Source organism: Pseudarthrobacter sp. J1763 (assembly GCF_050490295.1).
Classification (GTDB): Bacteria; Actinomycetota; Actinomycetes; order Actinomycetales; family Micrococcaceae; genus JBNPEO01.
In genome coordinates, this window is record NZ_JBNPEN010000006.1 from 140,697 (window position 1) to 152,448 (window position 11,752).

Annotated in this window: 11 protein-coding genes, 1 pseudogene and 1 riboswitch; of the genes and pseudogenes, 10 read left to right on the forward strand and 2 right to left on the reverse strand. The window is 61.4% G+C overall.

The window, feature by feature from the left end:
• Window positions 1–44 precede the first annotated feature (44 nt).
• Genes ACQQCD_RS08180 through ACQQCD_RS08190 form a run of 3 tightly spaced genes read left to right on the forward strand, consistent with a single transcriptional unit; the run spans window position 45 to window position 3,083 of the window.
• Window positions 45–1,334, forward strand: coding sequence for an ABC transporter substrate-binding protein (locus ACQQCD_RS08180; protein ID WP_158505496.1), 1,290 nt, complete (start codon window positions 45–47; stop codon window positions 1,332–1,334).
• A gap of 20 nt (window positions 1,335–1,354) precedes the next feature.
• Window positions 1,355–2,428, forward strand: coding sequence for an ABC transporter ATP-binding protein (locus tag ACQQCD_RS08185; RefSeq protein WP_045245710.1), 1,074 nt, complete (start codon window positions 1,355–1,357; stop codon window positions 2,426–2,428).
• A complete protein-coding gene (locus ACQQCD_RS08190) occupies window positions 2,418–3,083 on the forward strand; it encodes an HAD family hydrolase (protein ID WP_045245711.1) in 666 nt (221 codons plus the stop codon). The genes ACQQCD_RS08185 and ACQQCD_RS08190 overlap by 11 nt, the downstream gene beginning before the upstream one ends.
• Before the next feature lie 518 nt (window positions 3,084–3,601).
• Here ACQQCD_RS08190 and ACQQCD_RS08195 read toward each other — a convergent pair.
• Window positions 3,602–4,270, reverse strand: coding sequence for a class I SAM-dependent methyltransferase (locus tag ACQQCD_RS08195; protein ID WP_430267901.1), 669 nt, complete (start codon window positions 4,268–4,270; stop codon window positions 3,602–3,604).
• A gap of 155 nt (window positions 4,271–4,425) precedes the next feature.
• Here ACQQCD_RS08195 and ACQQCD_RS08200 point away from each other — a divergent pair, with 155 nt between their 5' ends.
• The 7 genes and pseudogenes from ACQQCD_RS08200 to ACQQCD_RS08230 all read left to right on the forward strand — a co-directional run bounded on the left by ACQQCD_RS08200 (window position 4,426) and on the right by ACQQCD_RS08230 (window position 10,488).
• On the forward strand, window positions 4,426–6,006 hold the full coding sequence (locus tag ACQQCD_RS08200; RefSeq protein WP_430267902.1) for a long-chain-fatty-acid--CoA ligase: 1,581 nt from the start codon (window positions 4,426–4,428) through the stop codon (window positions 6,004–6,006).
• 72 nt (window positions 6,007–6,078) lie between these two features.
• A riboswitch (SAM riboswitch) is annotated at window positions 6,079–6,192 on the forward strand.
• Window positions 6,193–6,206: 14 nt separating this feature from the next.
• Window positions 6,207–6,434: pseudogene (locus tag ACQQCD_RS08205) on the forward strand (DUF1737 domain-containing protein); the annotation flags it as partial.
• The gene (locus ACQQCD_RS08210; RefSeq protein ID WP_430267903.1) at window positions 6,434–6,841 is read left to right on the forward strand and encodes a rhodanese-like domain-containing protein; all 408 of its coding nucleotides are present in this window, start codon (window positions 6,434–6,436) and stop codon (window positions 6,839–6,841) included. The pseudogene ACQQCD_RS08205 and the gene ACQQCD_RS08210, both read left to right, overlap by 1 nt.
• 3 nt (window positions 6,842–6,844) lie before the next feature.
• Entirely contained in the window at window positions 6,845–8,050 is a 1,206-nt protein-coding gene (locus tag ACQQCD_RS08215) for an O-succinylhomoserine sulfhydrylase (protein WP_430267904.1), read from the forward strand.
• A gap of 66 nt (window positions 8,051–8,116) precedes the next feature.
• Entirely contained in the window at window positions 8,117–8,674 is a 558-nt protein-coding gene (locus ACQQCD_RS08220) for a hypothetical protein (protein WP_430267905.1), read from the forward strand.
• A gap of 102 nt (window positions 8,675–8,776) precedes the next feature.
• On the forward strand, window positions 8,777–9,235 hold the full coding sequence (locus ACQQCD_RS08225) for a MarR family winged helix-turn-helix transcriptional regulator (RefSeq protein WP_430267906.1): 459 nt from the start codon (window positions 8,777–8,779) through the stop codon (window positions 9,233–9,235).
• Window positions 9,232–10,488: an MFS transporter gene (locus tag ACQQCD_RS08230; RefSeq protein WP_430267907.1), complete on the forward strand. Its 1,257-nt coding sequence runs from the start codon at window positions 9,232–9,234 to the stop codon at window positions 10,486–10,488. Before ACQQCD_RS08225 ends, ACQQCD_RS08230 begins: the two co-directional genes overlap by 4 nt.
• Before the next feature lie 19 nt (window positions 10,489–10,507).
• Here ACQQCD_RS08230 and ACQQCD_RS08235 read toward each other — a convergent pair whose 3' ends face one another.
• Window positions 10,508–11,668: a glutamate--cysteine ligase gene (locus ACQQCD_RS08235; protein WP_430267908.1), complete on the reverse strand. Its 1,161-nt coding sequence runs from the start codon at window positions 11,666–11,668 to the stop codon at window positions 10,508–10,510.
• Between the last annotated feature and the right edge of the window lie 84 nt (window positions 11,669–11,752).

Below are 11,752 nucleotides of genomic sequence, written 5' to 3' on the forward strand. Positions count from 1 at the left end.
CCTCACCACCTCTTCATTCCTCCGCACAGATTGTGAGTATCCCCATGCCCGTACCCAGAAGAGCTCTCGCCTTTGGCGCTGGCCTCATTGCCTCCACACTCGCCCTGACCGGCTGCTCGGCCGCCCAGGAGACCGCTCCGAGCGCGCAGGTCGACGTCAGCTCCTGCGATCCGAGCGGCGTCACCATTTCCGCCCAATACGCCAGCCAAGGTCAAGCCGCCGCCGAGCTTGGCAAGGAGACGCTGGAGAAGAAGTACTCAGGCCTAACCGTCAACCTCAAGGCTGCTCCCGAGGGCACCAGCTACGACGAACTCACGCAGCAGGTCGTCGCTGACATCGCCGCTGGATCCCGTCCCGACGTGATCATGCTTGGCCTGGACCAACTCAAATTCTGGGTGGAGAAATACAGCCCACAGGCGATTGACACTGATTCGCTCCGCGACAGTTACGACCGGGACTATCTCAGCGTCGGCACGGTCGACGGTACGACTTACGTCGCTCCTTTCCAGATCTCGGTGCCCGTGCTCTACACGAACACCACCCTCGCCGAGTCCGCTGGCATCGACGCACTGCCGACCACCCACTCTGAAGTCCTCGAGGACGCGCGTGCCATCCAGGAAAAGACGGACGTCTCCACCCCGATCCAGATCCCTCGTGACAACATCGCCTGGTGGTTTGTCCAGGCCTTCGTCGGCAGTGGTGGCGGCACGTTCGTAAACAAGGACGGCACCGCGGGCTTCGACAGCGAGGAAGGGCGGGCAGCGCTCAAGATTTATCAGACCATCGGCGACGAAAAGCTCGAAGACCAGGTGAGCTGGCAAGACTCGATCGCCCAGTTCACGCAGGGAAACGTGGCCTACTTCTTTGCCACGCCCGCCGTGGGCGCGAGCGTGGCTGCCAGCATCGGCGACTCGTTCGACTGGACTATCTCGGACATGCCGATCCCTGACGGCGGCACCGCGAAGCTCCCCGCGGGTGGTAACGGCTGGATGGTGCTCTCCGACGATGCCTGCCGGGCTGCGTTCAGCAACGAGCTGATCGGCGCCATGCTCGACCCTGAGGTCATCCTGACGAGCTCGCTGGCCAATAGCTACATCCCGGTCGACACCGAGGCCAAAGCCGAACTGCTCCAGCGCCCCGAGGCCGACGGCCCGCTCGGCTACGCCTGGCGATACGAGGGCACCCCGGTTGCCGGATCTGGCTGGGCTGGCGAAAACCTTGGACGCACCAACCAGTACCTGCAGGACATGGTGCAGTCGATGGTCGACCAGGGCGAAGACGTCAACGACGTCGTTCCCAGCACCGCCGATCGCATCAGCGCACTCACGAAGTAAACAAACAAAGGAGCACGAACATGTCTGCTGAGGTTTCCCTTCGCCATCTAGTCAAACAATTCGGCGGCGTAACCGCGGTCAACGACGTCTCAATCGAGGTCGCCGCCGGTGAATCCCTCGTCATCCTCGGGCCCTCTGGATCGGGGAAGTCCACCCTGCTTCGCATTGTGGCTGGACTCGAGGCGCTTGACTCCGGCGACGTGCTAATCGGAGGGAAACCCCAGCAGAATCTCCCGCCCCACGAACGCGATGTAGCCATCGTCTTCCAGCACTTCGCGCTCTACCCCCACATGAGCGCGCTCGAGAACATCACCCTCGGCCTTCGGCACGGCCTGGGTCTGGATCGTGCCGCGGCGCGTCAGCGAGGTCTGGAGTTCGCGAAGCGGATGGATATCGAGGATCTACTCGACCGTAAACCCCGGCAAATGTCGGGGGGCCAGCGGCAGCGAGTCGCCCTCGCCCGAGCTCTCGCCCGGCAGGCTCGCTTGGTGCTACTCGACGAGCCCCTGTCCGGGCTCGATGCCCAGCTGCACATCGCGCTGCGCCAGGAAATCGCCGATCTGATGCGGACGACGGGGGCGACGTCGATCCACGTCACGCATGACCAGAGCGATGCCATGGCCTTGGCCGACCGGATTGCCGTGATCAACAAGGGATGCTTCGAGCAGATTGGCACGCCCGATGAAATCTATAACGAGCCGGCGACGGTGTTCGTTGCGGGCTTCATAGGGTCTCCTCCGATGAATCTTCTCCCTGGAACGGCAGTCGATGGCGGCTACCGCACTATCTTCGGTGACGTTGAGGAGCGCACCACCGCCCGAGAGGTGAGGGTCGGAGTGCGTCCGGAGCACGTGCGAATCGACAGCACGGGCCGGTACCATGCGACTGCCATTGTGCACACCACTATCTTCGAAGGTTCCACCCGGATCCTGGAGGTCACGGTCGGCGATGTCAGACTCGCAGTCCGTACCGACCAGAGCGTGCGCGTGCGTCGAGGCGACTCCGTGTCGCTGAGCTTCGGCGACGAGGACGCGCAGCTCTTCGACGCTGAGACCGGCCGCCGCATCGAGCGATCGCTATCGCGTGTCCGCTGAGTCCGGAGGCGCCCTGCTCTGGGACCTCGACGGGACCCTGATCGACAGCGAGCAACGATGGGCGGCCGTCTGCTGGGAGATCGCTGAGGAATCGGGTATTAAAGAGTGGAGGCCGTCACCGGTGGATATCTCCGGTCGTGCTATCCCGATGCTGGCAGGCATGCTGAGGGAACGCGGAGCGGCAGGCACGCTAGGCTCGCTCACCTCGGCACTTACTGAACGGATGCGAACCCTGAATCGCCAGGACGGAGTCCTGTGGCGGCCTGGGGCTCTAGAAATGCTCGAGACTGCGCACCAGAATGGCGTCCGGCAGGCTCTGGTGACGATGTCGCTCGAGATGAATGTCATCGACATCCTGGAACAGCTACCACGACCCTATTTCGCTCAAATCGTGACGGCGAACATGGTGACCAGGCACAAGCCAGCCCCCGATCCGTACGTGCTCGCCCTCAAACGGCTGGATCTGCCCACATCCGGCTCGGTCGCCATCGAGGATTCTCCCGCCGGGCTGCGCAGCGCCTGCGATGCGGGTTTGAACGTGATAGCTGTACCCTGCTCTGGCGCGATCGCGCCGAGTGACGACTACCAAATCTGGGAAACGCTTGCCGCGCGCGGCCTGCCCGACCTCGTGGCCGCGGGACTCGCCGTAGGCTGAGTAGCCACAGCGGAAGCAGATTCCAACATCGGCCCTGCTTTGCTCCACCAGTTCCCGTCGTGCTGAAGAGATGCCTGCTCGTAAATCGACCTTCGGTCGTTCATGTCGTTCGAATTCCAAAAGCAGTGTCAGCGTTCGTCTCGAACTAATTTATCAAGATAGATGATTCTCGGCGCTCGACGCGCTCGCCCGCGAATCATCACCGAAAGCCCAATACGCAATGCCCGAAGCCTCATGCACAGCGGACAGACAGCGGCCGAGGTCTTACGCAGCCTCGGAAGATTCAGAGCGACGTTCTATCGCCCGGCGCCTTGGCTGGGACTTCTGCCGGGTTCAGTCGCGGTTGATGACTCCCTGGTAGCCGATGACGCCAAATAGCGATCACAGAACGCCGCCAATTATTGTTCAAGTCCACAACAAACCGCCTATCGTGCGCGTCGCTTCAAAAACCATGGTTTTTTCCGCCGCTGTCCCAGTAAATGGCGAGCGGTCCCAGCCGTTCCAGACGTTTTCCACCGCTAAGCCGGCACGCTCCAAGTCCTCAGAAACTTGGCTGAGCGTACGGAACTGAAGGCGCTGCTCGACGTCGGCCGTGTGCCCCGCGTCAATAAATTCGTTGTGGCAGCGCATGGTGACCACCCCGCCGCGTCCGGCGCCGTTACCGCCGTCGTTTCCCACAGACGCCCGACGGCGGTGCTCCGCTCGGTGCCGTCCTCGTTCCACGTTGTCCACGCCCGCGCCTTCGGATTCCGGGTCTCGAATGCCAGCTTTCCCCCAGGCTTCAAACCCCTAGCGATGTCCTTGAGGGTGGCATGCCAGCCCTCGCCCAGGATGTGCATGGCAACGTTTCCCGTCATGAGGATCAGGTCATTTTCCCCGTCATCGATCAAATTCGAGGTGCCTAAACGCCACTCCACCGAGGCACCATTCGGCCGGGAAGTAGCCCGGTCCAGCATGGCAGCCGCCGGATCGATTCCGACGACGGTTCGCCCCGGAGCGCTCAGCGTGACGGTCAGGATTCCCGTCCCGCAGCCGAGGTCCGTAATTCTCTCGGCTTTCAGCTTTGCCGCCAACGACCGGAAGTAGTCGTGATCCGGGCCATCGGGGTTGTCGGCGTCGTAAATCGCTGCCAGCAATTCGTCGTTGTAGTCGTCGTAACCGGCAGGCTTCTGGACTTCTCGAGGCATGTACCCACCCTACCTGCGAGTAGCTATCGCCAAACCAACCGGCCCAAACCCCTTGCGCAGGCTTCACTTCTACTTCTAGTCTTGGCCCACCTGAGCAGAAGTTCCTCGCGGATTATTCTGCTCACCTCTCCCAGGATTGAATGAGGCCGAACAGCATGAACCAAGCAGCACAGCCGGGCAAAGACGCCTTCGGCACCATCTCCGTAGCGGCGATCTTGGCGGAATCTGCCAAGCGTTTCCCTCAAGACACAGCACTCGTCGTAGGGGACGAACACACCAGCTTCAGCGAACTATGGGATCAGACCCGTGCCTACGCCGGAGCGTTGCGGGCGCGCGGAATTGGCCCCGGTAGCCGCGTAGCGGTACTCATCCCTAACGTTGCCGACTTTGCCCGCTGTTACTACGCCATTCTGGCCCTGGGCGGCGTGGTTGTCCCGCTCCATGCCCTCCTTAAAGGCCACGAAATTGAGTACGTCCTCCAAGACAGCGGCGCTGAATTGTTGATCTGTGCCGCCCCGCTCTTGGGCGAAGGCGCCAAGGGTGCCCAAGCTGCCGGCGTCGAACTTTTGACGGTTCTGGTTCCGGAAGGCGGCGCCGAAGCGGCACGGGTCGAAGACGAATCCGCCGCTGCCGAACCCATCCCCAGCTACGTCCCGTGCGCCCCCGAAGACACCGCCACCATCCTGTACACCTCCGGCACCACGGGCAAACCCAAAGGCGCGCTCGGCAGCCACTTTGCCTTGGTAGAACAGGTCAACACCTTATTGACCAGCACCTTCGACGTCCGCCGCGGCGACGTGCTTTTCGGCGGCCTACCGCTCTTCCACACCTTCGGCCAGACCTGTGTGCTCAATGCCGGAATCCGCGCCGGAGCAACCATCGTGCTGCTGCCAAAGTTCACCGGAGCCGCCGCCCTAGAAGCCGTCAACCAGCACAAAATCAACGTCTTCTTCGGCGTCCCCACCATGTACATCGCCCTCCTGGAAGCAGCCAAAGAGAACCCAGAACGCCCCACGGCCTTGCGGTACTGCATCTCCGGCGGCGCCTCACTGCCCCTAGCCGTGATGGACCGATTCCGCGAGGTGTATGACTCCGAAATCTACGAAGGATACGGTCTCACCGAGACCTCCCCCGTGGCCAGCTTCAACCACGTTGGGGTCCCGCCGCGCCCCGGAACCGTGGGAACCGCAGTCTGGGGAGTTGACGTAGAGATCGCCCGCCCGGAAGTCACCGACTCGATCGAGCTACTGCCCACCGGCGAACTCGGTGAACTCGTGGTCCGCGGACACAACCTCTTCAAGGGCTACCTCAACCGCCCCGACGCCACCGCCGAGGCCGTGGTGGACGGCTGGTTCCGCACCGGCGACCTTGGCACCAAAGACGAAGAGGGATACCTGCGGATCCTGGACCGCAAAAAAGAAATGATCATCCGCAACGGCTACAACGTGTACCCGCGCGAAGTTGAAGAAGTGTTCAGCGCCCACCCGGACGTTGTGAGCGTGGCGGTTTACGGTGTGGACCACGAAGTTCACGGCCAAGAAATCGCCGCCGCCGTGGTCCTGACACCGGGCAGCACCATTACAAAAAAAGGCTTACTCGAGTACGGGTCAGAACGCCTTGCCGCGTACAAATACCCGCGCGTGATCAAAGTGATGGACGCGTTCCCCACCGGCCCCAGCGGCAAAATCCTCAAGCGCGAGCTAATCGCCCACCACAACGAGGACAAAACGGCGTAACCAACCACAGCGTTACGCAACATAACGACGCCGGGACGTCCCGGCGTCGTTATCGGTGCTATGTTTTTGCTGAGTAATGAGCACCGGTCCCAGGCCCTGACTGACCGGTCGGCAACCCTCCCTTCCGCGGCGGGGTGCCTCAGGTGAATACTCGGCAGGCCGGAACGCGGTCTGCAAGCGCGCAGAAAAGGAGTACCCGGATGTCTGAAATCCTCGCCGAATCCGTACCGGCAACCACCGAGCAAGCCCCCACAGAAAAACTGGCCTACCGTCTGATCACCGGCCCTGACACCCGCGAATTCTGCGAGCGGATCTCCGCGGCCCTTGCCGACGGTTACGAACTGCACGGCAGCCCGTCCGTCACTTTCAACGGCACCTCCGTGATCGCCGCCCAGGCAGTGGTTTTGAAGGAAGCACAGGGCCAGGCATGAGCTACGCTGGCGACCTCACACCCGCCCAGGCGTGGGAAAAACTGCTGGCCGGAGCCGTGCTGGTGGACGTTCGTACCGAGGCGGAATGGGCACACATCGGCATCCCGGAAACCAAGGAAACACCCAACGACGCCCTCTTTATCCAGTGGAACCTCGCCGGTGGCGTGCAGAACCCGGACTTTCTGGATGACTTGCGTGCACAAGCACCAAAGAACGACGACGCCGAACTGATTTTCTTGTGCCGTTCAGGTCAGCGGTCCATCGCCGCAGCCGAGGCAGCTACCGCTGCCGGCTTTAGGTCCTTCAACATACTGGAGGGCTTCGAAGGCGTTCCAGACGCTTATGGGGACCGGATAGTGAACGGCTGGAAGAACAGCGGGCTACCTACCAATTTGGGGCGCTGAATTATGACTTTTAACCCTGACGCCGAATCTTGGAGCCCCACCACCCAGGCGGTGCGTGGAGGTTTGGACCGGACTGGTTTCCAGGAAACTTCCGAGGCGCTGTTCCTGAACTCAGGATTCGTTTACGAGAGCGCGGCCGCAGCTGAGCGGGCGTTCACGGGCGAAGACGAACGCTTTGTGTATTCCCGCTATGGCAATCCCTCCGTGGCCACTTTCCAGGAGCGACTGCGGCTTCTAGAAGGCACCGAGGCATGTTTCGCCACGGCCTCCGGCATGTCTGCTGTGTTCACCGCACTCGGTGCACTGTTGGCCGCCGGGGACCGAGTAGTAGCTTCGCGCTCACTCTTTGGCTCTTGTTTTGTGATCTTGAATGAAATCCTTCCCCGCTGGGGCGTTGAAACAGTATTCGTTGACGGCCCAGATTTGGATCAGTGGAGGGAAGCCCTCTCAGTCCCCACACAAGCAGTCTTTTTTGAATCCCCGTCCAACCCCATGCAAGAAATTGTGGACATTGCCGCGGTTTCACAACTTGCCCACGCGGCGGGGGCCAAAGTTGTGGCGGACAACGTTTTTGCCACGCCTTTACTCCAGCGCTGCGGAGACTTGGGCGCTGACGTCATTGTCTACTCAGGCACCAAGCACATCGACGGTCAAGGACGTGTGATGGGTGGCGCCATTCTGGGCACCAAAGAATTTATTGACGGCCCGGTCAGGAACCTGATGAGGCACACCGGCCCGGCGCTATCCTCCTTCAACGCCTGGGTACTGACCAAGGGGCTGGAGACCATGGATTTGCGGGTCACTCGCTCGTCCTCCACAGCGCTTCGCCTTGCCGAGTGGCTTGAACAGCAGCCGGGTGTGAGCTGGGTGAAGTACCCGCTTTTGAAGTCCCACCCGCAGTACGATCTGGCCGTCAAGCAGATGAAGGCTGGCGGCACGGTGCTGACTTTTGAACTGGCTGAAACTGACGGGCGAACGGCCAAGGAAGCGGCCTTCGCCCTACTGGACGGGCTGCGGATTGTGGATATTTCCAACAACCTGGGCGACTCCAAATCACTCATCACGCATCCGGCCACCACCACTCACCGGGCCATGGGCCCCGAGGGGCGTGCGGCGATTGGATTGAGCGACGGCGTGGTGCGGCTTTCCGTGGGACTCGAAGACCCTGAGGACCTCATCGCCGACTTCGATCGGGCGCTCGCTGCCTAAGGTTCCTTTGTGACGGCCACCTAGCGCGACTTTGGTGTACATTGACTCCACTGTTGAGTGGGGGAAATGATGCGATTCAGGTCCAAAGTTGCGCTGGGATGGTCTGTTGCTGCGATCACTGCCGTGGCGCTTTCTGCGTGCACTTACGACGACGGCTCCACGGCAGCGCCGGGCCCTTCACCGAGCGGTTCTGCGGCTTCGACCAACCCTACGGTAAGCGCCACCCAAACCACTAGCGAGCCAAATACGCCCGCGAGCGACATCTCACTATCGGCCTCGCCCAGTGACAAGTCCCTCGGGTTTTTGGGGCCCACTGAGGGCAGAATGCTGACTGCCGTTCCAGAACGAACCGGCGGCTACGATTCCGGCCCGCTGGAAACAAAGAGCCCTGCCATCCTGATCCGGGCTCTGTGCCAGGGTCCAGGAGATCTGAAAGTGACCCTCAACTCTGAACTGCACGTTGTACTGCCTTGCCGAACAAATGAACCGTACGGCCTATCCTCTGCTTTGGACACTCCTGCTGGCCCGGAATTCTCGGTTCATGTAGAGGCTCCGTCAACCGTCCGCTGGGTCCTAGACGTCTCCGAGCAGCCCGTTTCAGGATCCCCAGCGCCCCCTAAGTAGGGGCCGCGCTATCTAATAACTCCTTGCATTGTTGCGCCTTTAGGAGAATACTTAGCATTGCTACTTAGCCCTGCTAAGTATTAGCGAAACTGCGGAGAACCGATGCCAAGCAATCAAGAACACAGCGCAAAATCAGAGCAGAAAAGCCCCGCCGACACGCTGGCCATTGAGCTCCGGACCGCAGTGATGCGAACCTCCCGGCGGCTTCGCATCGAAGGCACCGGTGACGCTATTACACCCGGCCAGTACACCGTGTTGGCCCATCTTCAAGGCGCCCCACACACCTTGAGTGGACTCGCCGAACTGGAACACGTTCAGGCGCCATCCATGACCCGAATAGTCAACGCTCTCACGGACCAGCAATTTGTGGAGCGGACACCGCACCCCGAGGATCGGCGCCAAATCCTGGTATCCATCACACCAGCCGGTGAAGCTGTGCTTAATGAGGCTCGAAACCAGCGGACGGCATGGCTTGCTCAACGCGTCGCCGGGCTCAGCGAAGAGGACCAGGCAACCCTCAGCCGCGCTGCACACATCATGCAGGAAATGAGCGCCAAATGAAGTCAATGTTCCGCGCTCTTGAAAACCGCAATTACCGCCTCTGGGCTAGCGGTGCACTGGTGTCCAACATCGGCACTTGGATGCAGAGAATCGCACAAGACTGGCTAGTGCTGACGATCCTGACCGACCACTCAGGAACCGCCGTCGGTATTACTTCCGGGCTCCAATTCCTACCCATGCTGCTACTGGGCCCCTACGGCGGGGTCCTTGCTGACCGGTACCGTAAACGCATCATCCTGCTGTGGACACAGACGGCCATGGGCCTCACCGGACTCCTTGTGGGCCTACTGGTTATGACCGGCTCGGCACAGCTCTGGCAGGTCTACCTGGCCGCACTAATCCTAGGCGTGGCAAGCGCAGTGGACGGGCCAGCGCGGCAGGCGTTTGTCTCTGAACTTGTGGAGTCCAAGAATCTAGCCAACGCTGTAGCGCTGAACTCTGCCTCATTCAATACCGCTCGGCTCACTGGCCCAGCCATCGCCGGCGTGCTGATCGCATGGATCGGCACAGGCCCGGTTTTCCTACTCAACGCGGCCAGCTTCGCAGCCGTCATCGTGTCATTGTTGCGCATCCGAATCGCTGACCTCTCACCAGCACCTGCCGTGGTTAGAGGCAAACACCAAGTGCTGGATGGCCTGAGCTACGTGCGTGAACGCCCCGACCTTGTGCTGATTCTGGTGATGGTGGGGATCCTTGGAGCGTTCGGCATGAACTTCCCCGTCACCAACGCCTTGATGTCCACCGAAGAATTTGGCATGGGCCCCGGCGAGTTCGGACTCCTGGGCTCCATTATGGCCGTGGGCACCCTGGCTGGCGCACTTCTCGCGGCCCGCAGATCCGGCCCACGTCTGAGGTTTCTGCTCGGCGGCGCCTTGGCCTTGGGATTCTTCACGCTGATCGCAAGCATCTCCCCCAACTTCTGGGTTTATGCGGTCATCCTGATTCCAGTAGGCCTAGCATCAATCACGTTCCTGAACAGCTGCAACACCAGCATCCAGCTCTCAGCGGACCCACAATTCCGGGGCCGCGTCCTGGCACTGTACTTGGCCGTCCTGCAGGGAGGAACCGCCATCGGCGCCCCACTCATGGGTTGGATCGGCACCGAATTCGGCCCCCGCTGGGCCATCGGAGTTGGCGGCTTAGCGGTTCTTGTGGCTGGAATCGGCGCGCTCATCGCCGTCAACAGGCATAGCGGCCTGACCTGGCGGCAGCAGTTCTACGCCGTCTCATCTAGAAAAAGTCCGAGCTTTTGAAGCCAGTTTCGAAGTCGCTTTAGATCCCGGGAAGGACCCGCTTGAGCTTTGGACTTGGCTCGTTCTCGCGCGAGCGTGAAGCGCCTAGCGGCCCAGCGCCGTCGTGCGTTACACCCACCGCCTTGGCCACCACACCCGCAAACCCGCCGCTGGTCTCAAACGCTTCACGTTGCACGCGCGCACCGTTGCCGCGGGCAAAAATGTCAGCCACGGCCGCGGCAGCCACGTCCCATTCGCCCTGCTCTTGAAGCACCTCGCGTACATGCTCCAGCAAGGAGTCGACGACGGCGCGGGCCGGCTGAGGCGTGAAGGTTTCCGGATGCAGCAGCTCGCCGTCGATCCCGGCACGGCTCGCTTGCCACGACGCCATCTCCAGCAACACCACCGGCGTGCATGCGGGCGCATTTCCGGCCACAGCCGAGCGCGCGGAAGTCTCAACCAAAGCGCGAACCAGCACCGCCAACAAAGCAGCGTCCTCGGCACGGAGACAAATATCTGCCACGCGCACCTCCACGGTCGGCTGGTCCTTAGACACCCGCGCGTCGAAATAAATCATGCCCTGATCCAAGGCGACACCGGTGCCAACCATCCGATCCACCAGGCTGCGGTAATTCTCCAGCGACCCAAAAACCTCGGTGGGCCCCGCCATTGGCCAACGGTTCCAAGCCTGGCTCCGATAGCTCGCGTAACCGGATTCCTTGCCATTCCAGTATGGAGAGTTGGCGCTCAGAGCGACCAACACGGGCAACCATTCGCGCATTCGGTCCAGAATGGCCACACCTTCTTCATCCGATTCCACGGAGGTGTGAACATGGAAACCACAGGTGAGTTGATCGGCGGCCATCAGCCCAAACCTGCGGTTGATTTCAGCGGTCCGCTGCATCGGTGTGGTGTGCGGCTCCGTAGCAACAGGGGACGTTGCCAAGGCTGCGATGCGGGCACCATGGGCGTGCGCTGCGGCATCAGCCATGGCACGGCTCGCCCGGATCTGGCGCAATAACTCGGCGTAATCGGAGCACGGCTCGGTTTGAGTTTCAATCTGCTCAAGCTTGAACTCGGCCGTGAGCCCCTCGCCCTCGGGAGCAGTATCCTCGGCAAGAAGCCGGTCCGCGATGGCCAATGGCACACCCGTTACCGGATCCACAATCAGCAGTTCTTCCTCAACACCAAAAGTACGCATGGGGCCATTCTGCCCTGTTCGGCAGCAGAATCGCTTTAACGCAGTACGCGGCCCGGCGCATGAAAGATCCGCCGGGCCGCATAC

Excerpts from the sequence above, each read along its gene's own strand:
- ACQQCD_RS08180 (WP_158505496.1), top strand. The coding sequence starts at position 45 with ATGCCCGTACCCAGAAGAGCTCTCGCCTTTGGCGCTGGCCTCATTGCC.
- ACQQCD_RS08200 (WP_430267902.1), top strand. The coding sequence starts at position 4,426 with ATGAACCAAGCAGCACAGCCGGGCAAAGACGCCTTCGGCACCATCTCC.
- ACQQCD_RS08195 (WP_430267901.1), bottom strand. The coding sequence starts at position 4,270 with ATGCCTCGAGAAGTCCAGAAGCCTGCCGGTTACGACGACTACAACGAC.
- ACQQCD_RS08215 (WP_430267904.1), top strand. The coding sequence starts at position 6,845 with ATGACTTTTAACCCTGACGCCGAATCTTGGAGCCCCACCACCCAGGCG.
- ACQQCD_RS08230 (WP_430267907.1), top strand. The coding sequence starts at position 9,232 with ATGAAGTCAATGTTCCGCGCTCTTGAAAACCGCAATTACCGCCTCTGG.
- ACQQCD_RS08235 (WP_430267908.1), bottom strand. The coding sequence starts at position 11,668 with ATGCGTACTTTTGGTGTTGAGGAAGAACTGCTGATTGTGGATCCGGTA.
- ACQQCD_RS08225 (WP_430267906.1), top strand. The coding sequence starts at position 8,777 with ATGCCAAGCAATCAAGAACACAGCGCAAAATCAGAGCAGAAAAGCCCC.
- ACQQCD_RS08210 (WP_430267903.1), top strand. The coding sequence starts at position 6,434 with ATGAGCTACGCTGGCGACCTCACACCCGCCCAGGCGTGGGAAAAACTG.
- ACQQCD_RS08220 (WP_430267905.1), top strand. The coding sequence starts at position 8,117 with ATGATGCGATTCAGGTCCAAAGTTGCGCTGGGATGGTCTGTTGCTGCG.
- ACQQCD_RS08185 (WP_045245710.1), top strand. The coding sequence starts at position 1,355 with ATGTCTGCTGAGGTTTCCCTTCGCCATCTAGTCAAACAATTCGGCGGC.